The organism is Nocardia sp. XZ_19_385, assembly GCF_015355755.1.
Taxonomy (GTDB): domain Bacteria; phylum Actinomycetota; class Actinomycetes; order Mycobacteriales; family Mycobacteriaceae; genus Nocardia.
This window is the reverse complement of the sequence record NZ_JACVEE010000003.1, coordinates 1,058,262-1,083,240: the sequence shown is the minus strand read 5'-3', so window position 1 is coordinate 1,083,240 and position 24,979 is coordinate 1,058,262. Positions and strand designations below refer to the sequence as shown.

Annotated in this window: 26 protein-coding genes and 1 pseudogene; 13 read left to right on the top strand and 14 right to left on the bottom strand. The window is 67.1% G+C overall.

What is annotated here, in order from left to right; genetic code table 11:
- Positions 1-14 precede the first annotated feature (14 nt).
- From IBX22_RS28770 to IBX22_RS28750, 5 genes are all read right to left on the bottom strand, one after another.
- Positions 15-599 carry an HIT family protein gene (locus tag IBX22_RS28770; protein ID WP_194818812.1) on the bottom strand — a complete coding sequence of 195 codons (585 nt, stop codon included), beginning with the start codon at positions 597-599 and terminating at the stop codon, positions 15-17.
- Positions 600-807: 208 nt separating this feature from the next.
- Positions 808-1,194, bottom strand: coding sequence for a hypothetical protein (locus IBX22_RS28765; protein ID WP_194818811.1), 387 nt, complete (start codon positions 1,192-1,194; stop codon positions 808-810).
- Between the two features lie 280 nt (positions 1,195-1,474).
- Positions 1,475-2,008 carry a DUF4442 domain-containing protein gene (locus IBX22_RS28760; protein ID WP_194818810.1) on the bottom strand — a complete coding sequence of 178 codons (534 nt, stop codon included), beginning with the start codon at positions 2,006-2,008 and terminating at the stop codon, positions 1,475-1,477.
- Between the two features lie 87 nt (positions 2,009-2,095).
- The gene (locus IBX22_RS28755) at positions 2,096-3,016 is read right to left on the bottom strand and encodes an alpha/beta fold hydrolase (protein WP_194818809.1); all 921 of its coding nucleotides are present in this window, start codon (positions 3,014-3,016) and stop codon (positions 2,096-2,098) included.
- Complete coding sequence (locus IBX22_RS28750) at positions 3,009-3,392, bottom strand: DUF6463 family protein (protein ID WP_228539519.1); 384 nt, start codon at positions 3,390-3,392, stop codon at positions 3,009-3,011. Before IBX22_RS28750 ends, IBX22_RS28755 begins: the two co-directional genes overlap by 8 nt.
- A 30-nt stretch (positions 3,393-3,422) precedes the next feature.
- Between IBX22_RS28750 and IBX22_RS28745 the strand changes: the two genes are divergently transcribed.
- Positions 3,423-4,019: a TetR/AcrR family transcriptional regulator gene (locus IBX22_RS28745; RefSeq protein ID WP_194818807.1), complete on the top strand. Its 597-nt coding sequence runs from the start codon at positions 3,423-3,425 to the stop codon at positions 4,017-4,019.
- Between the two features lie 71 nt (positions 4,020-4,090).
- On the opposite strand, the gene IBX22_RS28740 is transcribed toward IBX22_RS28745, so the two are convergent.
- Positions 4,091-4,972 (bottom strand): NAD(P)-binding domain-containing protein, encoded by an 882-nt coding sequence (locus IBX22_RS28740; protein ID WP_194818806.1) that lies wholly within the window; start codon positions 4,970-4,972, stop codon positions 4,091-4,093.
- Between the two features lie 263 nt (positions 4,973-5,235).
- On the opposite strand from IBX22_RS28740, the gene IBX22_RS28735 reads away from it, so the two are divergent.
- Complete coding sequence (locus IBX22_RS28735) at positions 5,236-5,892, top strand: hypothetical protein (protein ID WP_194818805.1); 657 nt, start codon at positions 5,236-5,238, stop codon at positions 5,890-5,892.
- Positions 5,893-5,895: 3 nt separating this feature from the next.
- A complete protein-coding gene (locus IBX22_RS28730) occupies positions 5,896-6,270 on the top strand; it encodes a hypothetical protein (RefSeq protein ID WP_194818804.1) in 375 nt (124 codons plus the stop codon).
- A 2-nt stretch (positions 6,271-6,272) separates the two neighbouring features.
- Here the strand turns inward: IBX22_RS28730 and IBX22_RS28725 are convergent, their stop codons facing one another.
- Genes IBX22_RS28725 through IBX22_RS28715 form a run of 3 tightly spaced genes read right to left on the bottom strand, consistent with a single transcriptional unit; the run spans position 6,273 to position 8,448 of the window.
- Positions 6,273-6,680: a RidA family protein gene (locus IBX22_RS28725; RefSeq protein ID WP_194818803.1), complete on the bottom strand. Its 408-nt coding sequence runs from the start codon at positions 6,678-6,680 to the stop codon at positions 6,273-6,275.
- A gap of 2 nt (positions 6,681-6,682) precedes the next feature.
- Positions 6,683-7,444 (bottom strand): IclR family transcriptional regulator, encoded by a 762-nt coding sequence (locus tag IBX22_RS28720; protein WP_194818802.1) that lies wholly within the window; start codon positions 7,442-7,444, stop codon positions 6,683-6,685.
- Positions 7,441-8,448 carry a sugar kinase gene (locus IBX22_RS28715; RefSeq protein WP_309234825.1) on the bottom strand — a complete coding sequence of 336 codons (1,008 nt, stop codon included), beginning with the start codon at positions 8,446-8,448 and terminating at the stop codon, positions 7,441-7,443. Before IBX22_RS28715 ends, IBX22_RS28720 begins: the two co-directional genes overlap by 4 nt.
- Before the next feature lie 178 nt (positions 8,449-8,626).
- On the opposite strand from IBX22_RS28715, the gene IBX22_RS28710 reads away from it, so the two are divergent.
- From IBX22_RS28710 to IBX22_RS28695, 4 genes are read left to right on the top strand one after another with little or no spacing between them, the layout of a single operon-like run.
- Positions 8,627-9,901 (top strand): amino acid deaminase, encoded by a 1,275-nt coding sequence (locus IBX22_RS28710; protein ID WP_194818801.1) that lies wholly within the window; start codon positions 8,627-8,629, stop codon positions 9,899-9,901.
- A 12-nt stretch (positions 9,902-9,913) separates the two neighbouring features.
- Positions 9,914-11,527, top strand: coding sequence for an amidohydrolase family protein (locus tag IBX22_RS28705; RefSeq protein ID WP_194818800.1), 1,614 nt, complete (start codon positions 9,914-9,916; stop codon positions 11,525-11,527).
- Positions 11,528-11,541: 14 nt separating this feature from the next.
- Positions 11,542-12,150 carry a bifunctional 4-hydroxy-2-oxoglutarate aldolase/2-dehydro-3-deoxy-phosphogluconate aldolase gene (locus IBX22_RS28700; RefSeq protein WP_194818940.1) on the top strand — a complete coding sequence of 203 codons (609 nt, stop codon included), beginning with the start codon at positions 11,542-11,544 and terminating at the stop codon, positions 12,148-12,150.
- Between the two features lie 13 nt (positions 12,151-12,163).
- Complete coding sequence (locus IBX22_RS28695; protein WP_194818799.1) at positions 12,164-13,630, top strand: GntP family permease; 1,467 nt, start codon at positions 12,164-12,166, stop codon at positions 13,628-13,630.
- 9 nt (positions 13,631-13,639) lie between these two features.
- On the opposite strand, the gene IBX22_RS28690 is transcribed toward IBX22_RS28695, so the two are convergent.
- Positions 13,640-15,598, bottom strand: coding sequence for a multicopper oxidase family protein (locus tag IBX22_RS28690; protein ID WP_194818798.1), 1,959 nt, complete (start codon positions 15,596-15,598; stop codon positions 13,640-13,642).
- Complete coding sequence (locus IBX22_RS28685; RefSeq protein WP_309234824.1) at positions 15,595-16,023, bottom strand: DUF6220 domain-containing protein; 429 nt, start codon at positions 16,021-16,023, stop codon at positions 15,595-15,597. Before IBX22_RS28685 ends, IBX22_RS28690 begins: the two co-directional genes overlap by 4 nt.
- 139 nt (positions 16,024-16,162) lie before the next feature.
- Between IBX22_RS28685 and IBX22_RS28680 the strand changes: the two genes are divergently transcribed.
- Positions 16,163-17,221 (top strand): sensor histidine kinase, encoded by a 1,059-nt coding sequence (locus IBX22_RS28680; protein ID WP_194818797.1) that lies wholly within the window; start codon positions 16,163-16,165, stop codon positions 17,219-17,221.
- Positions 17,185-17,727 (top strand): annotated as a pseudogene (locus tag IBX22_RS28675) (response regulator); the annotation flags it as partial. The gene IBX22_RS28680 and the pseudogene IBX22_RS28675, both read left to right, overlap by 37 nt.
- Before the next feature lie 72 nt (positions 17,728-17,799).
- On the opposite strand, the gene IBX22_RS28670 reads toward IBX22_RS28675, so the two are convergent.
- Complete coding sequence (locus IBX22_RS28670; RefSeq protein WP_194818795.1) at positions 17,800-19,263, bottom strand: FAD/NAD(P)-binding protein; 1,464 nt, start codon at positions 19,261-19,263, stop codon at positions 17,800-17,802.
- Between the two features lie 159 nt (positions 19,264-19,422).
- Here IBX22_RS28670 and IBX22_RS28665 point away from each other — a divergent pair, with 159 nt between their 5' ends.
- A complete protein-coding gene (locus IBX22_RS28665; RefSeq protein ID WP_194818794.1) occupies positions 19,423-20,535 on the top strand; it encodes a helix-turn-helix transcriptional regulator in 1,113 nt (370 codons plus the stop codon).
- Between the two features lie 39 nt (positions 20,536-20,574).
- Here IBX22_RS28665 and IBX22_RS28660 read toward each other — a convergent pair whose 3' ends face one another.
- The gene (locus IBX22_RS28660) at positions 20,575-21,414 is read right to left on the bottom strand and encodes a MerR family transcriptional regulator (protein WP_194818793.1); all 840 of its coding nucleotides are present in this window, start codon (positions 21,412-21,414) and stop codon (positions 20,575-20,577) included.
- 13 nt (positions 21,415-21,427) lie between these two features.
- Entirely contained in the window at positions 21,428-22,228 is an 801-nt protein-coding gene (locus tag IBX22_RS28655) for an alpha/beta fold hydrolase (protein WP_194818792.1), read from the bottom strand.
- 230 nt (positions 22,229-22,458) lie between these two features.
- On the opposite strand from IBX22_RS28655, the gene IBX22_RS28650 reads away from it, so the two are divergent.
- Genes IBX22_RS28650 through IBX22_RS28640 form a run of 3 tightly spaced genes read left to right on the top strand, consistent with a single transcriptional unit; the run spans position 22,459 to position 24,978 of the window.
- Positions 22,459-22,740: a polyprenyl synthetase gene (locus IBX22_RS28650; RefSeq protein WP_194818791.1), complete on the top strand. Its 282-nt coding sequence runs from the start codon at positions 22,459-22,461 to the stop codon at positions 22,738-22,740.
- Positions 22,730-23,779, top strand: coding sequence for a polyprenyl synthetase family protein (locus IBX22_RS28645; RefSeq protein ID WP_194818790.1), 1,050 nt, complete (start codon positions 22,730-22,732; stop codon positions 23,777-23,779). Before IBX22_RS28650 ends, IBX22_RS28645 begins: the two co-directional genes overlap by 11 nt.
- Positions 23,780-23,811: 32 nt before the next feature.
- Positions 23,812-24,978 carry an oxygenase MpaB family protein gene (locus tag IBX22_RS28640; protein ID WP_194818789.1) on the top strand — a complete coding sequence of 389 codons (1,167 nt, stop codon included), beginning with the start codon at positions 23,812-23,814 and terminating at the stop codon, positions 24,976-24,978.
- Position 24,979: the final 1 nt, after the last annotated feature.

Sequence of the window (24,979 nt, the reverse complement as noted above, 5' to 3'; positions counted from 1 at the left end):
GCTCATCGGAAAGCTCACCAAGTGTCACGCCTATCCGTTGGTTTTCCGGGGATCTCACCAATCGGTGACTCGATTTCCGGCAACGGAGTATGGGGATCGCCCAGCTCTCGACCCGCCAGGGCGGCCCGTAACCGTTGGCCCAGCGCGCCGGCTTGCTCGGGTGTCCACGGCAGAACTCCGTTCTCTGCCATCAGCGCGTGGAATTGCTGCTCGCGGTAGGGGACGCCCGGAGGCAGCGGCGAGATGTGCCAATGCACATGGGAGTTGCCTTGCTGGCTGCCCAGGCTCAACAGGTAAGTGCGTTCTACCTCGACCGTCGCCTCCACGGCCCGGGCTACCCGGTACACCAAAGTCATCAACCGGAGGTAGGCGTCCTCGGTGAGATCGCCCACGACGTGCTCGTGGTGAATTTTCGGAGCGACCAGCACATGGCCCAGCAAGGTCGGGTACTTGCAGAGGAACGCGATGTTGTCCGCGTCCTCTGCGACAACCTCATGCCATCCATCGCTCCCCGGGGCGGCAATCACCTCGCAGATGAAACAAGAGCTCGACCGAACTCGCTGCGCATAAGCTTCCACATCGAACGGAATACGTTGCATACCAGGGGAGTCTGCCGACACAGCACCGCCGCGGCCACTGCTGCACACCACCCGCCACGCGGTGGACTTCGCTCGGTGCGAATGAGGGGTGCTCGAGTGATCGTTCTTTCAGTCGAGCTCTACCAGAAGGCATTCATCCAGGTCGGCTGCCAGGCGATACAAGTTGGCGTACTGGGTCAGCAGATCGAGAAGGTAGTCGCGATCCCATTCACCGGACAAATCGCAGCGTAATCCCTTGTGCCCCTTTTGCGCCCGAGGCGAACGGCTCGGCCCCGAATACTGTGATCTCGGCCAACCCGTGGGGATTTCGCTCCTCACCTGCTCGGCGGTTCGGTGCGAGCAACCAGTAGGCAGCGTCCCATGCTCGGGTTGCCAGTGTCCGGTCGAAGATGCCAGGTCGCTCCGTCACGATCTGACGAGCAACGGGAGCCAGCTCTTGCCAGATCGGATCATCCCCGAAGCGAGAGTTGGCTAGATCCACGGTTGCCAAGATCCTGAAGCTCGCGATCGCGTCCTCGGCGGCCGCGCGATCGCGCGCCGCACGTGCTAGCAACGAATCATAAGGAATTGCCTGGTATCGAGCATCGAGGGCCATCTTCAGACCCTAGAACTCCCGTCTCGGGAGGACCTATCCGACATCACATAATCGGCAATCTTGTGCGTCCGGTCGCCGAAGAGGCTGCATTCGGCACTCTCGACTGTTCACGAGATCGACTTGCCGCTAACGGTTATCGTCCGCCAGAATGCGTGCTGCGCGGCACGAGCTCGGTCTCGCATCGCCTGGGCTTCCACGTCGGCAATTGTCGCGGGGCCGACCCTGAAGGTCGACCGGTATATCGCGGGGCAATTGACCGGTCGGCTCCACCGCCGAGAACTTATGGTGCGTGCGCGGACTCAGGTGCCGGATCGAGATGCTGGTGACTTCGCCGTACATAGAGTTGCTGGTGTGCGCGGGCGACCAGCCCACCGTCGGCATCGAGGATCTGCGCTTCATGGTTGGTAACAGACTTCGCGCCATCGGCGGTGGTGTGGCGGATTTGCTCCACGAGGTCGCGCGGAATCAGCATTGTCGACCGTACTGTTCCGCGTCCCGGCGCCAGGAATTCGATTTCGGCGGTCGTGTTCCAGACTCGGTAGCCTTTTCCGAGCTGTCCGTAGGCCATCATCCCGAAGAACGGATCGGTCATCGCGAGCAATGACCAACCCGGGGCGGCTCCGTTGTGGTTGGAGTTCCAGCGGCGCACCCGCAGACTCACCTCGGTGGAGGTCCAGTCGTCGGCGAATTGTTCGACGCGGACGCCGAGGAACAGGAGTGGTGGGGCCACGTTCATCAGCATTCGCAGCCGCTGCGGCGACACGAGCGATGATGGAAGCGTGCGGTCTTCGAATCCCCCTGGCTTGAAGCGCATTTCGCTACCCTATCCATCGGCGATGCCGTGCAAACCCAGCCGCGGAATACCCCGTCTGGGTCGACGGATATCGCGAAGTCTTCGAACTCACAGTGCGTGGAGGAATTCGGCGGTTCGGGTGGCGATGGCCTCGGGTGCTTCGCCGTTGATCGCGTGCGAACGACCGGGCCAGAGCTCGACCTGTGCTGTCGGGATCGTGCGCGCCTGTTCGGCGGCCCGTTCGGGGTTGTGAATGATGCTCGCTCCCGCGATGATCACCAGCATCGGGGTGGTGATGGCGCGGAGTTCGTCGGCTGTCGGTTGCGCGGGTCGTGGCTGGTGCAGCTGGAAATCGCGCATGCCCGAAGCTATCAGGCGGGCCTCGGGGATGTTGTCGTCGACTTTCACCCCACCGGAGATCCAGCTCAGGAGGCGATGCCGGAGCGGCCGGGGCATGCCCGGCACTACGCTGCCGAGGGACACGACGATCATTTTCCAGGTGATCGGTGCGAAGGTGACGGCCGGATCCAGCAGGATCGCCGAGGCGAGCCGCTGTGGTTTGTGGATAGCGCATTGGGCGGCGAGCCAACCGCCGATGCTGACGCCGAGCAGATGCACACGCTCGACGCCGAGCTGGGCGATCGCTTCGTCGACCCAGGCCGCTTGATCGTGCGGGCCGCTCATCGCCTTGGTCTGGGCCGACGCGCCCGGCTCGCCGATGCTGTCGATCGACCACACCGTGCCGATCTCGCGCAGCGTGGCTATGTTGGCCCGCCACATCGGGGTTGAGGCCTGCCGGCCGGACAGCAGCAGGATCGGCTCCGGGGAAGGCGGGCCGAACCGGTAGGCGGTCGTGGTGCCGAATGTGGTTGCTACCGTCCGGATTTCCTCCGCCGGTGGCAGTGACTGCATACCGGCGCGGTATGCATCGGTGAATTGCGCCCGCCCGGCGGCGGTCCGGAAGCAGCTGATGCCCTCGGGTTGCGGCGCAACTGGTGCGCTGTCGGGCAATGTTCCCGCGTCAGTCATGAGTGACAGAGTAGGCAGTGCTCGGATCTTCGGCCGGGGCTGCGGCGACTCGGCCGTGGCGCAGCCAACCGCGGATACCGATGGCCAGGGGCACCAGGAGGGTGAGGAACCCGGACACGGGCTCGACAGCGAGACCGAACGCGGTGAGCACAGCGGTGGCGGCGAGGATTGGCGCCGGCACGTAGCCGCGGGTCCGCTCCACATCGATCACGGCGATTCCGAAGCAGACTGCGGCAACGCCGAACGCGGTGAACCAGAACGAGAGCTCGGCTTCCTCTTTACCGGCCACCCAGATGAACACGCCGAGGGCGGTGTGCGCCGATCCGATGAAGGTGAGCAGCGCGCCCGCGAGCGGAAACCTATTTCTTGAATCCATATTCATAAACCTTGCCCTAAGCTGACTCCCGTGGCAAGACCCCGGCGGTTCACCGATGACCAGGTCCTCGACGCGGCCCGCGAGCTGCTCGCCGATCCCGCGACGACCCGGCCGGGCATCGCCGCGATCAGCGCCGCGTCCGGCATCCACATCGGGTCGATCTACGTGCGCTTCGCCTCCCGCGAAGAGTTGCTCGCCCGGCTGTGGCTGCGCTCGATCCGGCGTTTCCATATCGGGTTGATCGCCGCTCTGTCCGGTCCCGACCCGCTGCTCACCGCCGCCACCTACCTGACGGGGTACTGCCGTGCGCACCCCACCGAAGCCCGCGCGATGAAGATGTTCCGGCGCGACGAACTGCTCGACGTGGGCCCCGAAGACCTGCGCGCCGAGATCGCCACGGTCAACGACCGAATGAACGAGGCGCTACGTGCCGCCGTCATCACCGAATTCGGCGATGACGACGAGCACCGCATGGCGATCGCGACCGCCGCCGTCAAAGCCATTCCCTACGGGCTCGTCCGCGAATACATCGCGGCCGCGGCGCCGATTCCGGACTGGGTCGACGAGATCACCGCCACCGCGACGGCCGCCGTGCTGCTCCACACACGCTCGCAAATGGTGCAGTAGCTCTGCGGCGCGGCAAGCGATTGCACAGCGCACTTGCCTCGCGTGCACGGTTTTTGCCGCACGGATCGGGTCTATCCGCGGCTGAAGCGTTGCACCAGCCGCGCGTAACTGTCATGGCTGTGACCTGCGTTGATCGCTTCAGCGACAAGGGCTCTGGTGTGGTTGGGCAGGTTGGTGTCGATGCCGCGGGCTCGGCTCTCTGTGATCAGATCATCGATGGAGGGCAGATGGTGTTCGAGGGCGCCGTAGGGGGTGGCGAACTCTGCGCGGTCGATTTCGTCGGCGAGCATCGGGAACAGCGACGGCAGTGCCGCCAGTGACGGTTCGGCATGCTTAGTGAAGTCGCCGATCTGGATACCCGCGTTGCCGAGAAGTGCTGCGGCGTGGAGGAAGCCGTTCAGTAGGCCCCACATGATGTCGTGGACGGCCATTCCGTAGAGCACTGATTCGCCGGGGTCGGGGGAGACCAGGGTGGCGCGCCCGCCGAGGACTCGGAGCAGGGCTTGGTGCCGGTCGAAGGCGGGAGTGGAGCCGCCGTAGAAGACCACCGCGTCCGGTGAGCCGATGGCGGGGGCGATGGTCATGATCTGGCCGTGCAGGTAGTCCGCACCGTGCGCGGTCACCAATTGCCCAGTGGCTCTGGACTGTTCGGAGGTGCCGTCGGTCAGATCGACCACCGTCCGCCCCGGCAATACCGATCCGGCGGTACCGAGCAACTCCGTCGCCGCCGCACCACCTTTGACATTGACGATCACTACCTCGGCCGCGCCTACTGCCGCCTCGGGAGTCGCGGCCTGATGCGCCCCCTTGGCAACCAGCGGCTCGGCCTTGTCTTTCGACCTGTTCCACACCGTGACCTGATAGCCGGCGTCCAACAGAGCACCGGCCAGCGCCGACCCCATCTCGCCCAAGCCTAGAACCGCGACTGCCACTTTTTCTGCGTTCTCACTCACATCACGAACCCTAGAAGCTCAACTTATCTTCAGGTCAAGTTGTGAATGCGCTCCGATACCCGGCGCGCGGGTTGCGTAGAGCCGCAACATGTCTCCCCACACCCCGGTGCGGATCATGATCAACAGGCACTGGTGGCGGCATCGCGCGAGTATGGCCCGCCACCAGTGCCTGTTGATCTTGGTGGCGGCGTGCGAGCCCAGGCGGGACGTGTGCGGATCTACGTGGACGACGGGATCGACGTGCAGGCGTTAGCATTCGGGATATGCGCCGTGGCAGGTGGTTTCGAGGTCTTGTGTGCCTGGCGGTGGTCGTCGTCTCCAGTGGATGTATCGGCGCGGTGGATCGTGCGGATTTCGAGGACCAGATGCGGGCTCGCGGTGGGGGATTGGTGAGTTCGTTGCCGCAGGAGGCGATCGCCGCGGTTTCGCAGCGGATCAAGGCCGCTGATCTCGAGGTGAACCTCATCGTTATGACTGCGCCGAATTCGACGCAGTTTCGGTTGGTGTTGAATGACCAACCGGAGCAGGTCACGAGGTTTCTGGCGGCGGGGGACGAGCTGACCGGGCGCGAGCCCACCGTGCGGATGCGGGTGCGGCCACCGGACCGGGCTCGGCAGCTGGACGACTATTCGTTCACCCTTGGTGACCTCAGTTCGGCACGGCCGGTGCGGGTTTCGGCCTTCGATGATCTCGACAGCGAGAACTTCACGGTCAGCGAGGTGCCTGCCCTGGCGCGGATCGAGGACATCGTCGACACCGCCCGCGCTCAGAGCGCGCTGCCGGACGGGCAGGTCACCGTCATCGTGGTGAGTCGCTTCGGCAGCGACATCCGGATCGTCGCTAACGTGCTGTCGGCGCGTTCGGAGATAATCGCCGAATTCGACCGCACCGGCGCGTTCCTTCGAATGCGACAGGTGTAGCCGATGCCTCGTTTGCTGGTGACAGCGGTTTCGGCGGGTGTCAGCGCCGGTTTCCTCAGCACACTGATTCCGGTGGCCATCTGGCCGGGCGAAGCGAAACTCACTGCGCCCCTGTTCTGTTCGGCGCCGGCCACGGAGCCTGTGGTCGTCTCGGACACCTGGCACGACTCCGAAGGAACCTCGACCAACTACACCCTGTACTGCGTGGGTGACCGTGGCGCTCTTACCAACGAGGGCTTCGCCCTTCCGATGCTGGCGCTGTTCACCGCGCACGTCGTGATCCTGACGGCGCTGATTCTGCTGGTCGCCCTCGCTCAACGGGCGCGATCTCCACGGGACAGCGTGCCCGAAGACTGCCGCGAGTACCCGCCGCTCTAGGGCTACTCCGAGACGATGGCGATCGCGTCGATCTCCACCAGCATCTCTTCCCGCGGCAGGCCGGTGAAAACCGTAGTGCGGCTGGGGAGTACGTCACCGGTGGTGTTGGCGGTGACGAATGCGCCGTAGGCGTCGTTCATGATGGCGAAGTCTTCCCGCTTGGTGAGATACACCCGCAGCATGACGACGTCGTCGAAGGTGGCGCCGCTGGCGTCGATGATCGCCTTGACGTTCTGCAGGGTGCGGGTGGTCTGGGCCGCGACATCACCGGGGTAGAGGTACTCGCTGGTGGCGGGGTCGACCGGGCCCTGCCCGGAAACCTGGACGAACGGGCCTTTGCGCACGCCCTGAGAGAAGGTGTGGGCCGGGGCGGGGGCATCGGTGGTGCGGACGGCGATCTTTTCGCTCATGGTCAGCCTTTCGGGTTGCGGCCGGGGGTCCAGCCGAGTTCGGTGGAGACGGCGTCGGCGGCGGCCCGCACCTGCGGCAGCCGGGCCAGCACCTGGTCGTGATCGAGCAGCATGTCCGGCACCGACATGGACACCGCGGCGACAACCGCGCCGGTGCCGTTGCGCACCGGGACGCCGATGCAGTTGACGAAGGTTTCGTGCTCTTCGTGGTCTTCGGCATACCCTTGCGCGGCAACGAGTTCCAGCTCCGCGAGGTACTGGTCGGGGGTCTGGATGGTGCGTTCGGTGAACTTCCGGTATTCGATTCGTTCGGCGACCGCCCGCCATTCCGCCCGCGGTTGGGCGCAGACGAGCACCTTGCCGACCGCGGTGCAGTGCAGGGGTGCGGGCCGCCCGATCCGGGAGTACATGCGCACGCTCTGGGTCGCGTCGAACTTGTCGATGTAGATCGCCTCGCCCGCCTCGTAGGTGGCGAGGTGGATCGTCTGTCCGGTAGCGGAATTCAGCGCGCTGAGATGCGGGCGCGCCAGGGTGCGGACATCGCGTTGTTCCAGCGCCTGATTGGCCAGTTCGAACAGTCGGGAGCCGAGCACGTAGCGGTGGTCACTGTCGTGGGTGACGAAGCGCTGCGATTCCATGGTCTGCAACAGCCGCAGCACGGTCGACTTGTGCACGCCGAGTTCGCCCGCCAGCTGATCCAGCGACCGCCCGTCGTCACCGAGGGAGAGAAGGATCGTCAACGCGCGCAACAGACTCTGGCTCATAACGCCACATTCTCGGCTACGACGGCGTCGGCGTAATGCACCCGGGCCCACTCGGACTCGGTGCTCGAGGCAAGGGCCGCAAGCCTTTCCGGCGCCGGAAGTTCGGCGACGTCGCCGGTTCCAGTCAATGCGGCGGCGGCGCAGAGGTGTCCGAATCGCAAGCGTTGGTCGAGCGGGCGCTCGTGCAGCAGCGCCGCGAGGTAGCCACCGGCGAAGGCGTCACCGGCGCCGATCCGCTCGGTGACTTCGAGGGCGAGCGCGGGCATCTCGACGCGGTGCGCGCCGGAGAATCCGGTGACCGAGTGCTCGTTGTTCTTGACTACGAGATGTTCGGGTTCGGGGAACAGCGCCCGCAGCCGGTCGGCGTCCTCGGTGCCGAACACCGCCCCGGCCTCGTCGGCGCCGAGAAAGACCACATCGCAGCCGCGCACGTGGCGGGCCAGGACTTCGGCGGCCTGCTCGCTGCGCCCGGCCCAGAGTGCCGGACGGAAGTTCAGGTCGAAGCTGACCAGCCGCCCGCGCCGGGGGAGTGCGATCAGCGCCTCGGTGAGTCCGGTCGCGGATTCCGAGAGCGCGGTGGTTATCCCGGTGAAGTGCACCAGCTGACAGCGCTCCAGCAACTCCGCCGCGGCCGCGAGATCCGCGGTGGACAGTGCGCTCGCCGCGGATCCGGTGCGGTAGTACAGCATTCGGCTGTCGCGCTCGCCCAGGTCGGTCGCTTTGCCCGACCCGCTGCCGCGTTCCTTGACATAGACCGCGGTAGGCCGACCGGGGTCGGTGACCACGGCGGAGATGTCGACGCCGCGGGCCGCGAGATGCCCGGTCAAATATCGGCCGAAGCCGTCGTCGCCGACTCGGGAGATCCAGGTGGCGTCGACGCCCAGTTGGGTGAGCACCGTCGCCACATTCGCCTCGGCGCCGCCCGCTGTGCGCTCGAAGGTCTCCGACTCCTCGAGCGGGCCGGGGCGCGCCACCAGTACCGCGAGCCCCTCACCGATAGTCACTGCCCTTGGGCGGGGCGACGTAGTAGGCCACGTCACTGCAATCTCCCTTCTGCCCTTGCGGCCACCGGCCATCCTGTGCAGAATAACCACACCAAACACGATGTGCAACAAGCGTTGCAAAATATGCAATGCATGAAATGCATAACTGGCGGAGTTGAAATCCGCGGGAAGGAGCGACATGGCGATCGACGAGAAAGCCGTTGCCGCACTGGAAGACCGGACGCTCGGTCCCGAGCACAAAGGTCTTCCGCCCGCGGCCTGGGGCCGGACCGTCCGGCAGTTCCTGGACTCCGAACCCGCGCTCGACGGGTTCGAAACCCCGGTGCTCACCATCGACCGATCCGCCGTCGCGTCGAACATCGCGGTGCTGGCCGACTGGGCGGCCGCGTCCGGTGTCCGGCTCGCGCCGCACGGCAAGACCACGATGTCGCCGCAGTTGTGGGCGCGGCAGCTGGCCGCGGGCAGCTGGGGCCTGACCTTCGCCACCATCTGGCAGGTGCAGGTCGCGCGGTCCTTCGGTGTCGGGCGCATCATGCTGGCCAACGCGTTGGTCGATCCGGTCGGATTGCGCTGGGTCGCAGCCGAATCGGCGCAGGATCCGGCTTTCGAGTTCGTCTGCTGGGTCGACAGTGTCGAGACGGTCGCGCTCATGGACGAGCATCTGCGTGGCGAGCCGGGCGCTGCGCGCATCCGGGTGATCGTGGAACTCGGTGGGCCGCATGGCCGTACCGGCGCCCGCACAGTCGATCAGGCGCATGCGATCGCCGCGGCGGTCGGGCAGTCCGACCGGCTGATCTTGGCCGGTGTCGGCGGCTACGAGGGCGCGCTCGCCCACGACCGGTCGCCCGAAGCCCTCGCCGCGGTGCGCCGGTACCTCGACGAGGTGGCGCGCCTGCATCGTGAACTCGCCACCGCCGGCGCCTATTCCGGCGACGCGATCGTTACCGCCGGCGGCAGCGCCTATCCGGACCTGGTCGTCGAACGCCTGGCCGACCTGGCGGATGAGCAAGGCGCACAAGGGGTTCCGACCACCGTTATCCTGCGCTCCGGCGCGTACATCATCCACGACGACGGCTTCTACGCCGGTATCTCGCCGTTGGCCGCCCCGCGCAGCGAACGTCCCCTGCGGTCGGCCATGCACGGCTGGGCGCGCACCGTCTCCCGCCCGGAACCCGAACTCGCGTTACTGGATGCGGGCAAACGCGACCTGCCCTTCGATGAGGGACTACCGGTCCCGCAAAACCTGGAGGGAACGGTCTCGGCGCTCAACGATCAGCACGCCTTCCTGCGGCTCCCCGGCGCGACGGCCGCCGATCTGCCCGTCGGCACGGTGGTGCGGCTCGGCCTGTCCCATCCGTGCACCGCCTTCGACAAATGGCGGCTCATCCCCGTGATCGACGACGCCGACGCGGAATGCCCGCGCGTCGTCGACCTCTTGCACACCTTCTTCTGACGAGCAGGCGACATGACCGACTTGGTTTTTCGAGACATCGACATCATCGACGGCACGGGCGCGCCCCGGTCCCGCGGTGATGTCCGCATCGAGCGCGGACGCATCAGCAGGGTCACCGCGCCCGGCACCTATACCGGCGATGCGAAAGTCGTAGACACCGCGCCCGGTTCGGTCTTGGCGCCCGGCTTCATCGACATGCATGCCCACTCGGATCTGCATCTGCTCACCGATCCGGGGCACTTCCCGAAGGTGAGCCAGGGCATCACCACCGAGGTGATCGGTCAGGACGGGCTGTCCTACGCCCCGATCGATGATCCGAGCCTGGCGGTGCTGCGCCGCCAGATCGCCGGCTGGAACGGCAATCCCGTCGATCTGGACTTCTCCTGGCGCAGCGTCGGGCAGTACCTGGACCGGCTCGATCAGGGCATCACGCCCAACGCGGCCTACCTGGTGCCGCAGGGCACGCTGCGGCTGCTGGTCGTCGGGAGCGAGCAGCGCCCGGCGACGGTGCCGGAGATCCGCCGCATGCGGGAACTGCTCGCCCAGGGGCTCAGCGAGGGCGCGGTCGGCATGTCCAGCGGACTCACCTACACGCCCGGAATGTATGCGGACACCAGCGAATTGGCGGCGCTGTGCGCGGTCGTCGCCGAGTACGGCGGCTACTTCGCACCCCACACCCGCTCCTACGGCAAGGGTGCGCTCGAGGCATACGCCGAGATGATCGAGCTGGCGCGCAGCACCGGCTGCGCCCTGCACCTCACCCACGCCACCATGAACTTCGGCGTAAACCGCGGCCGCGCACCAGAATTCCTGGCGTTGATCGACGCCGCCCGCGCCGAGGGCTGCGACATCACCCTGGACACCTACCCGTACCTGCCCGGTTCGACCACGTTGTCGGCGCTGCTGCCGAGCTGGGCGATGTCCGGCGGCCCGGACGCGGCGCTGGAACGCATCGACGATCCGGCGCAGCGCGCGCGAATCGCGCTGGACGTCAACGTGAACGGCTCCGACGGCTGTCACGGCGTCACGGTGGAATGGGAGACCATCCAGATCAGCGGCGTCGCGAATGCGGCACTGGATCGCTATGTCGGCAAGACGGTTCAGCAGATCGCGGCCGAGGGCGGCACGCCACCGGTCGAGGTGTTCTTCGATCTACTGCGGCGCGACCAGCTGGCCACCACGATTCTGCAGCACGTGGGCCATGAGGAGAACGTGCGCGCGATCATGGCGCACCCGGGCCATATGGGCGGCAGCGACGCTCTGCTCGTCGGTGACCGGCCGCATCCGCGCGCCTGGGGCACGTTCCCGCGTTACCTCGGCCATTACGTCCGCGATCTCGGTGTGCTCGGGCTCGAGGACTGCGTCCACCACCTCACCGGCCGCCCCGCCGCCCGTTTGCGGCTCAGCGATCGCGGCCACATCTTCCCCGGCTACGCCGCCGACCTCGTGTTGTTCGATCCGGCCACGATCACCGATACCGCCACCTTCGAGCAGCCCAAGCAGCAGGCACGCGGCATCCAGCACGTGCTGGTCAACGGCGAGTTCGTCATCCAGGACGGAAAGCCGACCGGCACGCTCGCCGGCGGCGCATTGCGGATGGACACCTCGCGAAAGGAGACAGTGTGAACGACACCAGCGCGATGGAGGTCATCCGGGCCGATCGCGTGCTCAGCGTGGTCCGCGCGCCGGAGATTCCGGATCCGGCGGCTCTGGCGGATGCCTTGGCGCGCTCCGGGATTCGCGCACTGGAGCTCACTTTCACGACCCCGGGTGTGCTCGGCTACCTGCGCGCGGCCGCCACGGCCGAGGGCGCGGTGGTCGGTGTCGGCACTGTCCTGCACGCCGACCAGGCCAGGGCCGCCATCGATCACGGCGCGCGGTTCCTGGTGACCCCCGGAGTCCGCGCCGAGGTCGCCGCCGTCGCGGCCGAGCGCGGCATCCCGGTGGTGATGGGCGCGTTCACGCCCACCGAGGTGCTCACCGCACTCGACCTCGGTGCCGCCGCGGTGAAGATCTTTCCGGCCCGGGCCTTGGGCCCGGGCTATCTGAAAGATCTGCGCGGCCCCTTCCCCGACGTGGCGCTCATCCCTTCGGGGGGCGTCAACGCGGGCAACGCCGCGGAATTTCTTGCCGCCGGGGCCGTCGCGGTCACCGCCGGCACCGATGTTGTTGCTCCTTCCGACGTCGCCGCGGGCCGATGGTCCGACATCGCCTCGCGCGCGGCGTCATTCGTTCGATCCATGAATTGAGAGGTACCCGGTCATGACTGCCACTGTCGACTGGCTTCGCACTACCACCCCGGGGCTTCTGGTGCTCTGCGGTCTCGCGATCGCCCTGCTGCTATTTGCCATCATCAAGGTCAAACTCGAACCATTTATCGCGTTGCTGCTCACCGGGCTCGGGCTGGCGCTGGCCGCGGGCCTGCCGGTGTCGAAGATCGTCGGCACGGCGATCAAGGCCGGTGATTCCCTATTGGAAACCGGATTCGGCGGCATCCTCGGCCACATCGCTGTGATCATCGGACTCGGGACCGTGCTCGGCGCGATCCTCGAACAGTCCGGTGGCGCAGACGTTTTGACCGGCAAACTGCTGAAGATCTTCGGCGACAAGGGCGCTCCGGTGGCCATGGGCCTGCTCGGGCTCATCTTCGGTATCCCGGTCTTCTTCGATATCGGCATCTTCGTGCTGGCGCCGTTGATCTACGTCGCCGCCAAGCGCGGCGGGCGGTCGCTGGTGCTGTACGCGATGCCGATGCTGGCCGGTCTGTCGATGACGCACGCGTTCCTGCCGCCGCATCCCGGTCCGGTCGCGCTGGGCGGCCTGCTCGGGGTGAGCCTCGGCTGGCTGATCCTCATCGGATTCGTTTGCGGTATCCCGGGTTTCATCGCCGCGGGCCTGGTCTGGGGTTCCTACATCGGTAAGCGGATCATCGTCGAGGTGCCAGATGAGTTCCTGGTGCGGGCGGACGGTTCGCCGGTTGGGGAGCAGGCCGCCAAGACCGGCGACGGACCCGGTACCGCGACGGATCCAGAGTCGGTCACCACGGAGACCAAGCGGCCGTCGGTCGGGCTGATCGGTGCGATCATCGCGATCCCGCTGATCCTCATTCTCGGCGCCACCTTCGGAACCCAAATGCTGGACAAGGATTCGCAGCTGCTGCAGGTGCTGACGTTCCTGGGCACGCCCGCCGTCGCGCTGCTGATCGCGGTGCTCATCGCGTTCTACGTGCTCGGCATCCGGCGTGGCTCGAGCGTGCAGGAACTCAGCACGCTGACCGCGGAATCGCTGCGGCCGGTCGGCATGCTGCTGCTGGTCGTCGGTGCGGGCGCGTTCTTCGGAAAGGTCATCTCGGCCACCGGCATCGGCACCGCACTCGCCGACACCATGTCGGCCGCGGGCCTGCCCGTGATCGTGCTGGCCTACATCATCAGCTGTGGTCTGCGCATCGCCCAGGGTTCGGCCACCGTCGCCATCGTCACCACCGGCGGCATCGTCGCACCCCTGGTCGCCGGGCACGACTATTCACAGATGTCGATCGCGTTGATCGCCATGGCGATCGCGGCCGGGTCGATCATCCTCAGCCACGTGAACGACGGCGGCTTCTGGATCATCGCCAAGTACTTCAACCTCACGGTGAAGCAGACCTTGCAGACCTGGACGGTGCTCGAAACCATCCTGTCGGTGGTGAGTTTCGCGGTCGCGGCGGTGCTGTTCGCGATCGTTAGTTGAGTCAGTTGCTCAGTGGCCGTGACTCATGCCGCGGGTGTGTTCACCACCGAACGGGGTGGTGACTCCGTGGTAGCGCAGTCGCAGCATCATCCCCTGGTGGGCGTGGGGAAGGTTATGGCAGTGGTTCATCCAGATTCCCGGGTTCGAGGCTCGGAAGGTGACTTCCCAGACCTGGCCTGGTTCGACGTCGAAGGTGTCGACCCACAGTGGGCTGCCCGAGGACGGGATCCCGTCCCTGGACAGGATCAGCACCGGATGGCCGTGCAGATGCCACGGATGGATTTCGAGGCTTCGGTTGACGATGGTGAATCGGACGACGTCGCCTTCGGTGACGAGCTGGTCGGGGATCGAGGGATGGCCACGGCCGTTGACGGTGTGCGCGTACGCCGGTGTGCCGTCGACCATGGCCAGCCCGCGGTCGAGGACCAGGGTGAAGTGCCGATCGGCGGTGGCGGTGCGCAACGCGACAGGGGCGGGGGATCCATAGGACAGCAGGTCGAGGTCGGACCACTGTGTGATGTCGGTCGGTTCGCTGTCCGGGGCGTCGGTCTCGGGCCGTAACCGCACGGTGGCGGCGCGGTTGTCGAGGGTCAGCGTCACGGAGGTGCTCGGCATGACGAACACGAGGTCGTAGCGTCCGCCCGCGGCCAGGCGCAGCGCGGTCAGGCTGATCTCGCCTGGGCCGTGAAGGTCGCGGCCGTCGACAGCCGCGACCCGGAAGCTGGTGCCTGCCAACGTGAATCGGTGCGGTTCGGAGTCGGTGTTGATCAGCCGCAGCCGGACGGAGGTACCTGCCGGTGCGAGGTATTCGGCGCCGCCTCCGATGGTGGCGGTGCCGTCGAAGGTGTGCACGGGCAGTGTCAGATCCAGTTGTCCGGCGTCGAGGACCGTGCGGGGTTTCACGACCAGGGTGCCGTAAAGACCTCGGCGCACACCGATGTGAGACGCGTGATGGGTGTGGTACCAGTAGGTTCCGGCCTGATCGGCGCGGAACCGGTACACGAACTCGTCCCCGGGCCGCACGACATCCTGAGTCACGCCCGCCGCCCCGTCCTCTCCGCACGGCACGTCGTAGCCGTGCCAGTGCAGCGTCACCCCGTCGTCGATATCGGCGTTGACCAAGGTCACTTCGATCAGATCGCCTTGGTCGGCCGTGATCGGTGGGCCAGGCACGGTGCCGTTGAAGGTCAACGCATCGATGTCACGCCCGGTCCCCAGGCGCACGGTGGATTTCCGGGCAGTCAACACGTACTCGCGCCGGACGCAGCCCGGTGCCGGTGTGTCGGCGCCCCGCAGATCGCGCATCGATAGGGCAGTACGCGCCATCGGACTGCGATCTCCTCCACCGGCCATCGACGCGACCGGTCGTGCCGAGAGACCGGCCCCACCCGTGCCGAGGGCGATAACACCACTGGCAACGCCGAAGAAGCGGCGGCGCGAAACCTTGGACCGATCCGGATCGGCGTCTTGTTTGCCGGCCGCGCCCACCTCCGGTGCCGCGAGCACTCGCATGGTCAGCAGAATTCCGGCCAGCACCACAGCGACCGCGATGAGCGCGGTACCCAGCGTCAGGGGGTACCCGACGAAGAAGGTCACCACGAAACCCGCCAGTGCGGCGTAAGCAGCGGTAAGCAACGCGACAACGCTTGTGCCATCCCTGCTTTCGGGGCGACGAGCACCCGTGACCTGTGCACGCAGCCGAGTTCCGGTGATCACCGCCGCGGCAAGGCCGGCCACCGCGAGCAGAGGCAGCCCGAGCAGAACCTTCTCCTGGACGAACCACCAGCCCCGACCGGCCAGCACCACCACCGATGCCGTCCGCGCCACTGTCAGCAACAACGCAACCGCAAGGAACGCGAGGGCAATCCCGATGCGTCGCAACGACATGGTGATGCCTGCCGCGAACCACGCTGCGGCACACAGCAACGCGACGGCATGGTCCACGAGGATCCAGTGCGCTGTCGTCATGATGCTGTCCGGCCGACTCGGGCCACCCTCCACGACTCCCGCACGATCATCCCGATCACCCCGGCGATGACCAGCCCGTTGACCGCGTGCAGGCCGAAAATGAAATGACCGGCCCGCGAGCCGGCACCGGCCACTGTGGCAACTTCCCGGATCACCGACTGGAGTAGCACCAGCCCGGCGACCAAGCCCGACAGTCCGATGAGCCGTCCCCGCACCCGGGCGATGGCGGCGGCGACGGTGAGCACGACCGCGAATAGCAGGATTGCGTTTCCGAGCGCGCGATGCGGTTGGAAGGATTCCTCCGCGGGCGCGGTGTCGAAGGCGCCGCTGGCGGCCAGATAGAACTGCGTGACAACGGCAAACAGCAGCAGGGCCGCCAAACCGGCGAAGACCTTTTTCATGCCGTCGATCGTCGCGGCGGCCACGGTCGCTCCGCGTCCGGCGACAAGTGCGGGCACCTACGCCGGTCGACGTAGACGCCGCGCGATCGGCTACGCCGATGGTCGTAGCAGTCCGCGCATTCGCGGGAAATCGGGGGATAGCTGAACGTTGTACTGTCACATCATGTTTCTGCGGGCAGTGGCGCGTGGTCCGGTTGCCTTGTTCGCGCGGCGGCCTACCTGGTTGCCGGATGTAGCGTTAGCACTGTTCGTCACAGCGGTTCAGGTGCAGAGTGCGGCCATCGCGATGCCGCTCGCGCCGGTCTCGAATCCGATATCGGGCATCGGATATGCCCTGCTGATCGTGAGTGGCATGGCCGTCGTCGCCCGCCGCCGGCAGCCCGTGCTGGTCTTCGCGATCATCGCGGTAGCCTGCCTGATCTATTTCGGTCTCGACTTCCCAGAGGGGCTTTCCTGCCTCGGACTCTTTGTCGCTCTCTACACCCTCTCCGCCCACGGCGACGGGCATCGATCGCTGCGGATCGCCGGCGCGGGAACCACGGTGCTGGCCATCGGCTGGCTGATCGCCGCGGCGGATATCGAGCCAAGCCCGGCCATCGGCTGGGTGTTGTTCCGGATCGGTGCGTCCGTGATCAGTACGACCCTCGGTGAGTCCGCTCGGTCGCGCCGGGTTATTGCCGCCGATGCGCAGGTGCGGGCAGATCTGGCGGAGCGATCGCGCGACGAGGCGGCCAGGGCGCGGGTCGACGCCGAGCGGCTGCGGATCGCCCGGGAGGTGCACGACACCGTCGCCCACGCGATCGCCGTCATCAATGTGCAGGCCGGTGTCACCGCGCATGTCCTGGACAGGCGGCCGGAACAGGCGCGGGAAGCGTTGCGCATCATCGAGCAGACCAGCTCGCGGGCATTGCACGAGATGCGCGCCATCCTCGGTGTGCTGCGCGACGGGGACGGCCGTGAACCCGCGCCGGGTCTCGACCGGATTTCCGAACTCGCCGGCAAAGCGCGCGACGCCGGGCTCGACATCGATGTGGAGCAGACCACGCCGGTGACGCCGATCCCGAGCGCGGTCGGCAGTGCCGCGTATCGCATTGTGCAGGAATCGATCACGAACGTGCTCCGCCACGTCGGCCCGACCCGGGTGACGGTGGCACTCGAGCCCGGCATCGACATCTTGCGGATACGGAACTGGCTCGCGCCACCCGCCCCGCTGTCGTCCTGATGGACATCCGCATGCCACATCTGGACGGCATACGCGCGACCCGCCAGATCGCCGAAATGAACGGGCTGGAGCAGGTCAAAGTCCTGATTCTTACCACTTACGACACCGAAGAGAACGTCTTCGAGGCGTTGGAGGCGGGCGCGAGCGGCTTCCTGCTCAAGGACGCGGGCCCCGCCGAACTCCTGCACGCCATCCGGGTGATCGCGGCCGGGGACGCGCTGCTCGCACCGCGGATCACCCGTCGCCTCATCAGTCAGTTCACCGCGCAGCGCCGGGCCGCCAAGTCCGCCGAGGAGAGGCTCGCGGTGCTCACCGACCGCGAACGTGAAGTTGTCGCGTTGGTGGGACAGGGCATGAACAACCACGAGATCGGCGCCGCGTTGTACCTCAGCCCGGCCACCGCACGCACGCATGTCAGCCGCGCGATGCTGAAACTTGGCGCGCGCGACCGCGCACAGTTGGTAGTCATCGCCTACCAAACCGGGCTCAGTCACTTCACCCCGTAATTCGGACCAGCCCATCGACGACGTGCTGTCGACCTGCTACCAGCTGGCGTGTGCGTTAGCAGATGCTGCCAGTCATTTCGCGATTTCGGTCAGGATATGTGCCAGCCGCTTGGCCTCGGCAGCCAGGCCCGCCGGGTTGGTGGCGATGAACATGGAGTCGGCGGCCAGGTTGCCGAGCACGTGCCAGGTCGGGTCGGGGCGGCCGTGTACCAGCGCGGCACGGGTGGCGCGGTCGACGGCCAAGCCGCCCGCCGGATGGAGTTCGGCGGCACCAGCGGCGAGCAGTGCGCTCACCAGCGGTTCGGTGTCGGTCGGCGTCGTATACGCGGGCGGATTGACGGCATTGACGACGACGTCGGCGACCCAGTCGGTGTCGTCGAGGATCGTGAAGCCGGCACCGGGACGCGCCTCGATCTTCGAGACCCCGGATCGCAGCCGGAGTTGCCCCGAATCCAGCAGGCGCAGCACGATCTTCGCGTTGTGCGGGACCATCGGTGAGCTGAGGCTGTTGATGGTGCGGAAGTGCTTGCCCCGCAACAGAGCCCGATCGGATTCCGGCAGCAGCGGCCAAGCCATCGGGCCGATCACGCGGATGGCCATGACCAGTAGCCGCGATCCGTAGTGCGGGGAATCGACCTCGGCGAGCTGGCGGCGCAGGCGGTCGACCGGCGGTTCGGATTCGGTGGCCAGGATTTCGGTGGCGAAAGTGTCGAAATCCTGGCCCAGGTCGGTGAGTTCGGCGCGCATCAGGGCGACGAGATGGTCGAGGGTGAGACTGCCTCGGGTGGCCGCGGCGCGGATGGTCTCGGGTGTGAGGTGTCGCAGCTCCAGGCGGAGCGGGCGCTTCTGCACGAACGGCAGTGTGCCGCTGCGGGATACGAAACTGATCGGGCCGGTGTGCCCGTTCGCCGTCAAGGCGGCCGCGATATCGACGGCGGTCAGCCCACTGCCGATCACTCCGACGTGCGCTTCGGGCGCGATATCGGCGAGTGTGTGCGCCAGGGGATAGGGCTCGTTCACGTACCCGGGTGCGCCGGTCAGGCCGTAATGGTCGCGCGGGCGACCGTTTCCGACCGCCAGTACCGCACGGTCCACCGGCACCCGGCTGCCGTCCTCGGTGTGCAGCACCGTGGTTTCGGCCCGCGAGATCCCGGTGACGCGGGCATTGACGACACTCACCTGCCAACCGGCCCCGCGCAGTTCGCCGATCGCGGCGCGCGCCGTGTCCTCGAGGTATTCGCCGTAGCGCGCACGCGGCACCAGGATCTGTCCCATCGCCTCGTCGCGATACTCCGCGACATCGGTTCGTGACTCCAACCACCGCAGGTAGTGCGCCTGGTCACCGGCCCTGATCGACATGGTCATCGGCGCGGCGTTCACCCGCACCGCCGCGACATCCGGCTGATAGGGCCGGCCTCGCCACACCGCGGGCGAACCGTCGAAAACCGTGATGGTTCCCGGTGTGCCGCCCGCTGCCGCGAGTGCGTCGAGCAGTCCTACTCCGGCCGCTCCGGCCCCGATGATTCCGATATGCATGACAACTCCTTCCGAGGCACCGTGTGGTGCGTCGACCAGAGTCATCGGTTCCGGCTCCCGGTCCCATCCCTCGAATGAGGGGAATTCTCCTGGGCGCGCCCGAGTTCCCCCTCATATGAGGGATGGCGGACACGCGGTGCATCCAGCAGGATCGCCATCATGACCACGCCGACCCGCAATGCGGTCGAGGCACTGCTGACAGACATCGCGGCCGCACCTGATCCGCACACGCTGTTCGCCGACGCCTCCACTCGCCTGCGCCGCATCGCGCCCTTCGACGCCGCGGTGTGGGTGGCCACCGACCCGATCAACGGCTTGACCACCGCCCCGGTGCGGGTGGAGAACCTGCACGAGGGCGGCTGCGGAACCTATTGGGAATCCGAACTGTTCGCCGAGCACGTCAATCGCTTCCGGGACTTGGCGCACGCCACGGTCCCGGTCGCGGGCCTGCGCGCCGCGACCGAAGGCAACCCGGGCCGCAGCCCGCTCTACCGGAACTTCATGCGCCCCCGCGGTTTCGAGGACGAACTGCGTGCCGTCTTCCGCGTCGACGGCCAGCCCTGGGGTCAGCTCAGTCTGTTCCGGGAGCGCGGACGCGCCGAATTCGACGCCTCCGATATCGCACTCGTCCAAGCGCTGTCCGCGCCACTCGCCCAGCGGCTACGGTCCTTCGTCCAGCCCGCCGCCGCGCCGACGCCCGAGGACACCGCCCGCGCCCCGGGCATGCTGCTCTTCGACGCCGACGGAAACCTGGTGTCGCTCAACGACGAAGCCCGGCACCTGCTCGACCAGATGCCCCCGGGCCCATCCACCACCACACCGCTCGGCATCGAAATACCGCTGCCAGTCTGGATTCTCAGCACCGCCGGGCGCGCCCGGCTCACCGGCGGCAGCGCCCGCATCCGGATCCGCGCCGGCACCGGCCACTGGCTGGTCTGCCACGCCTCCTGCCTGCGCGCCGCCGACGGCCGCGGCAGTTCGACCGCCCTGGTCATCGAACCCGCTAAGCCCTCCGAGGTCGCCGCCCTGGTGACCGCCGCCTTCGAATTGACCCGCCGCGAACTCGACGTCATCGAACTCATCGCGCGCGGCCTGCCGACCCGCGACATCGCTACCCAGCTGCACCTCTCCCCGCACACGATCCGCGACCACGTCAAGGCCATCTTCGACAAGGTCGGCGTCACCAGCCGCGGTGAACTCGTCGCGCGGCTCTTCACCGAATTCCAGCAACCCTTCGCCGCCCGCCACACCGTCCGCGTCGAACGGAACTAGACCGTGCTGAAACAAGGCACGGGCAACGCGTCGAGCGCCTTACGCGACGCCGTCCTGCGTCGCTGACCGCGATATCTCGGTCACCACTTCGCGCCGCGGCTGCTCCGGAGCGGGCGCGGCCACGCGCTCGAGTTTGGTCCAGCCGGTCCAGCCGCGGGTGTGGAGGAGATCGACGAGGTGGCGGGCTGAGGGCCAAGTGTCGAAGGCCAGCGCGTCCAAGAGCGTGGCCAGCGCAGGTTCGATGCCGCCACCGAGGTAGTCCTCGGCCTGCCCGTCGGCTAGCTGCGTGAGGTAGGCGGCGGTTTTGTCGGCCAGCGCGATGAGGGTTGCGGTGTCATCGGTTTGGTTGATGGCGTGGCTGAGGGTGCGGTAGAAGTCGATGAGTTGGGGGTGGGTGATTTGTTCCCGTTTGCGGGCGATCAATTCCGGGATCCGGTCGGGGGCGTGGGCGGCGAGGGGGATCCAGCCGTCGCGTTCGACTTCGACGATGCGCTCGTCGACTCCGAGGGAGCGGAGGTGGTCGAGGAAGTCGACGACTGCTGTGGGGAGGGCGAGGCTGTCGCCGGCGGCGAGGTGGGCGATGCGCTCGCGATGCCGGCGGCGTTCTTCGATCTCGGCGCAGAGGCGCTGGTCGATCTCGGAGATCGCCGTGGCGAACTCCTGCGGGTCGGCGCGGAGCAGATCCCGCACGCGGGCGAGCGGGACGCCCGCCGCGGCGAGGGTCCGGATCTTGATCAGCTCGACCACGGCGGCAGCGTCGTAGCGCCGATAGCCGGAGTGGTCGCGTTCCGGTTCCGGCAGTAGGCCTTTGGCGTGATAGTGCCGGATCGCGCGCACCGTCACCCCGGCGTAGGACGCCAGCTCACCGATGGTCATCATCAGACCAGTCTTCCTAGTTGTTCACGCTTTGGGCGCGGATGATCCGGGCGACGTCAGCGGCATGCGTGACGACCAGCCCGTGGCTTGCCTCGAGCCAATGCGCCCTGATGTGCGGCTGCTCCTGGATCAGCCGGTTCATCCCCTCCCGCCAGAGTTGGTTGTGCCGCGGAGTCCGCCTCTCAGCGCTGTCACCGGCCATGGCGCTCGCCATGATCATGCTGATCGCGCACTCGATTTTCCGGTACTGGTCGAGAAGTCCGGCCCGGATCCCATCGAGCTCTACATTCAGCTCCAGGATTTGTGTTGGGGTCAGCAACATTTGGCGCGGGGTGCCCTTGTTCGTCTCGTGCCACGGCGCCAGGGACTCCCACATCGCTTGGAACTCCGGCAGATCGGCCTCGGTGATGAACGGTTCCGGCAGCGGATTCGCCCCGTCGATGAGCATCAGTTCCGCCACGGCATCGGGGTGCGCAGCGGCGTAATGCACGATCAGATCCGCGCCATACGAATGGCCCGCGAGTACGGGCGGCGACTCGGATCGTCCGAGCTCCGCCAGCACGGCTCCGAGATCACCGAGGAACGCCTCGAAGGAGTACCGATCGGCAGCCGAGGACAGCCCATGTCCCCGTAGGTCGAAGGACACCACCTCGAAGTCACGCCGCAACAAGTCGATGAGCTCGTGCAACTCGCCTTGCGACGATGTCAGGCCGGGGCACAGCACCAGCGTTCGTCCCTGTCCGCCGCGGGACACCGGGATCGTGACGCCCTCGTGGCGGACCGTAAACTGCCGGACCGCATAGCTATTCGTAGTCATGTCCCCATGCTGCGGCCCTTCCCCTGCGTCAGGGTCAAGCCCGGTCCGTTCCATTCGGATGGGTTCGACATGAATCCGATCCCATCACCGGTGGATAACGCATTCGGTGGACGCCTCCTTGTCCGGCAAATCTTCGGCGTGTCCACGGAAAGCCGCTGTCACACTGGCGATGCCGCACCATTCCACCCGGAGCGGCAGCGCAGGCCGATCGTCGACAGGAGCGTGATCGCATGTCGCAGCAGCCGAATCAGCGGGGATCCCGGAGCGAGGAGGCGGTGCTCCTGGCGGCCGGGCTAGCGGATGTAGCACTCAGTCGCGTGGGCCCGGTGCTGGAGCGCGCACTCGGCCTGCTGCGGCGGTCGGATCTGCCGGGGCTGGCGGGAGAAGCGGAGAGCGACCTGAAGGCCCGCGGGCGGCTGGCGCTGGACCGCAGCACGCTGATTCCGCCGGCACACATGGAGATCCTGGCGCAGCATGTAGTGGCCCGGGAAGCCGGTTCCGGTGCCGGCTGACCGATATGACGCCTGCGTTTTCAAGGCTCGTGTCGACGAGGTGCTCGGTGCGTTCGTCGGGCGGGAACGTGACCAGCTGCTCGACATCGATCCGCGCCTGGCGCCGGTGGCCGAGCAGCTCGTGGCGGCCAGCGGTCAGGGGAAACGGTTCCGGGCGGCATTCTGCTATTGGGGCTGGCGCGCGGCCGGGCAGCCGGACAGTGACGCCTTCGTAAGGGCCGCAGCGGCTTTGGAATTGGTGCACGCGGCAGCGAGCGTGCACGACGACATCATCGATGACAGTCCGCTCCGGCACGGCTTACCGACCGCGCACATCGCCCTGCACGCCCCGCCGCACCGCGCCTCCGAATCCGGGCAGACCGGGAAAGCGCTCGCCATGCTGGTCGGGGATCTGCTGATGGCATTGGCGGGCCAATTGTTCGTGACCAGTGGGCTGCCCGCGGCCTACCTGTCGCGGGCGCGTCCGCTGTGGGCGGTGCTGGCCCGCGAACTGATCGCCGGGGAGTGCCTCGAGATCCTGTGCACGGGCGCCGTGCCGGATGTGGCCGAATCGCTGAAGGTGGTCCGGTACAAGACGGCCAAATACACCGTCGAACAGCCGCTGCTCATCGGAGGCGCGCTGGGCGGCGCGGACGACCGGCTGCGGAAAGCTTTCTCCGGGTACGGATTACCGCTGGGCGAGGCCTTCCAGCTGCGCGACGATCTGCTCGGCCTCTTCGGTGACCGAGCTCGCACCGGCAAGGCCAATCTCGACGACCTCCGCGGCCGCCGCCCCACCGCCCTGCTCGCCGAAACCTGGCGGGCCGCCGATCCTGCCGAGCGGGAAAGGCTGACCTGGCTGCTGGACCGCAGCGTTCCCGACGAGGCGACCCTGGCCGAACTACGCGATCTGATGACCCGGGTCGGCGCGCCCACCCGGATCGAGCAGATGATCACCGACCGAGTGGAAACGGCCACCCAGGCCTTGGCCGAGGTGCCCGCTCCCGCCGCTCACGCGCTGACCGAGCTCGCGCACGCGGCCACCGCGCGCCGCTACTGAACACCAATGCGTCACCGACACAGGGAGTCTCGATGACCTACACCCAAGCCGCCATGGACGCGCTGCGCGGGCACGGCGACGAACTCGCCGATGCCACCGTGGCCACCCTGTTCGAGCGGGGCGAGGTGGGCAAGTTCAACACGCTCATGCGCTACGTCTCCACCGCGGGCTCGCCGCTGCCCGACGGACTGCCCGAGGTCGCCCGCGAGTATCTGCACGCCACCGCGAGCCCGCCGGCCTGGGTGGACTGGGACGAGATGGAGAAGGCCCGGCTGTTCTTCATCGACAACAACGTGCACATCTCCACCGCTTTGTCCTTCGCCGCCATGCCCGCGTGCTATGTGCTGCCGCAGGTCGCGAAACTGCTCTCGGCTACCCATTCGCTGGAATATCCGTCCAAACGGATGGCCGAGACAGGGCAGTTCACCGTCTATCTCATGCAGCCCGACGCCTTCGAAGCCGGTAGCCGGTTCATTCCCGCCGTCCAGAAGGTGCGGCTGCTGCATGCGGCCATCCGGCACCATCTGGCCCGCGAAAACCGCTGGGACATCGGCACGTTCGGCTTCCCGATCTGCCAAGAAGACATGATCGGCGGCCAGATGCTGTTCTCGATCCTGGTCCTGGACAGCCTGCACCGGCTGAACATCCACATGAGCGTGGACGGCGCCGAGGCGTACTTCTACGCCTGGCGGGTGGTCGGTGCGATGCTCGGCGTCGACCAAGAGCACGCGCCGAAGGACTTGGAGTCCGCGCGGCAGTTCCTCGACCTCTACATGATTCGGCACATGGGTCCGAGCTCGGAAGGGGTGCAGCTCACCCGGCAACTGATCGACCTCTACGAGGAGGTCGTTCCGGGCACGTTCTTCGACCCGATGGTGGGCGCGCTGATCCGCTACCTCATCGGCGACACCTGCGCCGACTGGCTCGAGGTGCCGCGCACGGGCTGGGACACCGCCATCAAGACCGTCCCTGCCGTGCTCGGCATCCTCGAAACCATCGAGGACAGTTCACCCTTGGGCGAATGGGCGCTGGATCGCTTCGGCCACCTCACCACCTGGTTCGAACTCAGTTCGCTGACCCGCGGCCGCGTCATGCAGTACGCCATCCCGGAAGAGCTCAAGCATGATTTCGGCATCTCCTCGGCGGCGGCACGCGCCCACCGCTGGACCCCGCCGGAACCCACCATCGCCACCGCTTAGG

Excerpts from the sequence above, each read along its gene's own strand:
- IBX22_RS28770 (WP_194818812.1), bottom strand. The coding sequence starts at position 599 with ATGCAACGTATTCCGTTCGATGTGGAAGCTTATGCGCAGCGAGTTCGG.
- IBX22_RS28765 (WP_194818811.1), bottom strand. The coding sequence starts at position 1,194 with ATGGCCCTCGATGCTCGATACCAGGCAATTCCTTATGATTCGTTGCTA.
- IBX22_RS28760 (WP_194818810.1), bottom strand. The coding sequence starts at position 2,008 with ATGCGCTTCAAGCCAGGGGGATTCGAAGACCGCACGCTTCCATCATCG.
- IBX22_RS28755 (WP_194818809.1), bottom strand. The coding sequence starts at position 3,016 with ATGACTGACGCGGGAACATTGCCCGACAGCGCACCAGTTGCGCCGCAA.
- IBX22_RS28750 (WP_228539519.1), bottom strand. The coding sequence starts at position 3,392 with ATGGATTCAAGAAATAGGTTTCCGCTCGCGGGCGCGCTGCTCACCTTC.
- IBX22_RS28735 (WP_194818805.1), top strand. The coding sequence starts at position 5,236 with ATGCGCCGTGGCAGGTGGTTTCGAGGTCTTGTGTGCCTGGCGGTGGTC.
- IBX22_RS28730 (WP_194818804.1), top strand. The coding sequence starts at position 5,896 with ATGCCTCGTTTGCTGGTGACAGCGGTTTCGGCGGGTGTCAGCGCCGGT.
- IBX22_RS28725 (WP_194818803.1), bottom strand. The coding sequence starts at position 6,680 with ATGAGCGAAAAGATCGCCGTCCGCACCACCGATGCCCCCGCCCCGGCC.
- IBX22_RS28720 (WP_194818802.1), bottom strand. The coding sequence starts at position 7,444 with ATGAGCCAGAGTCTGTTGCGCGCGTTGACGATCCTTCTCTCCCTCGGT.
- IBX22_RS28710 (WP_194818801.1), top strand. The coding sequence starts at position 8,627 with ATGGCGATCGACGAGAAAGCCGTTGCCGCACTGGAAGACCGGACGCTC.
- IBX22_RS28705 (WP_194818800.1), top strand. The coding sequence starts at position 9,914 with ATGACCGACTTGGTTTTTCGAGACATCGACATCATCGACGGCACGGGC.
- IBX22_RS28700 (WP_194818940.1), top strand. The coding sequence starts at position 11,542 with ATGGAGGTCATCCGGGCCGATCGCGTGCTCAGCGTGGTCCGCGCGCCG.
- IBX22_RS28695 (WP_194818799.1), top strand. The coding sequence starts at position 12,164 with ATGACTGCCACTGTCGACTGGCTTCGCACTACCACCCCGGGGCTTCTG.
- IBX22_RS28690 (WP_194818798.1), bottom strand. The coding sequence starts at position 15,598 with ATGACGACAGCGCACTGGATCCTCGTGGACCATGCCGTCGCGTTGCTG.
- IBX22_RS28680 (WP_194818797.1), top strand. The coding sequence starts at position 16,163 with ATGTTTCTGCGGGCAGTGGCGCGTGGTCCGGTTGCCTTGTTCGCGCGG.
- IBX22_RS28670 (WP_194818795.1), bottom strand. The coding sequence starts at position 19,263 with ATGCATATCGGAATCATCGGGGCCGGAGCGGCCGGAGTAGGACTGCTC.
- IBX22_RS28665 (WP_194818794.1), top strand. The coding sequence starts at position 19,423 with ATGACCACGCCGACCCGCAATGCGGTCGAGGCACTGCTGACAGACATC.
- IBX22_RS28660 (WP_194818793.1), bottom strand. The coding sequence starts at position 21,414 with ATGATGACCATCGGTGAGCTGGCGTCCTACGCCGGGGTGACGGTGCGC.
- IBX22_RS28655 (WP_194818792.1), bottom strand. The coding sequence starts at position 22,228 with ATGACTACGAATAGCTATGCGGTCCGGCAGTTTACGGTCCGCCACGAG.
- IBX22_RS28650 (WP_194818791.1), top strand. The coding sequence starts at position 22,459 with ATGTCGCAGCAGCCGAATCAGCGGGGATCCCGGAGCGAGGAGGCGGTG.
- IBX22_RS28640 (WP_194818789.1), top strand. The coding sequence starts at position 23,812 with ATGACCTACACCCAAGCCGCCATGGACGCGCTGCGCGGGCACGGCGAC.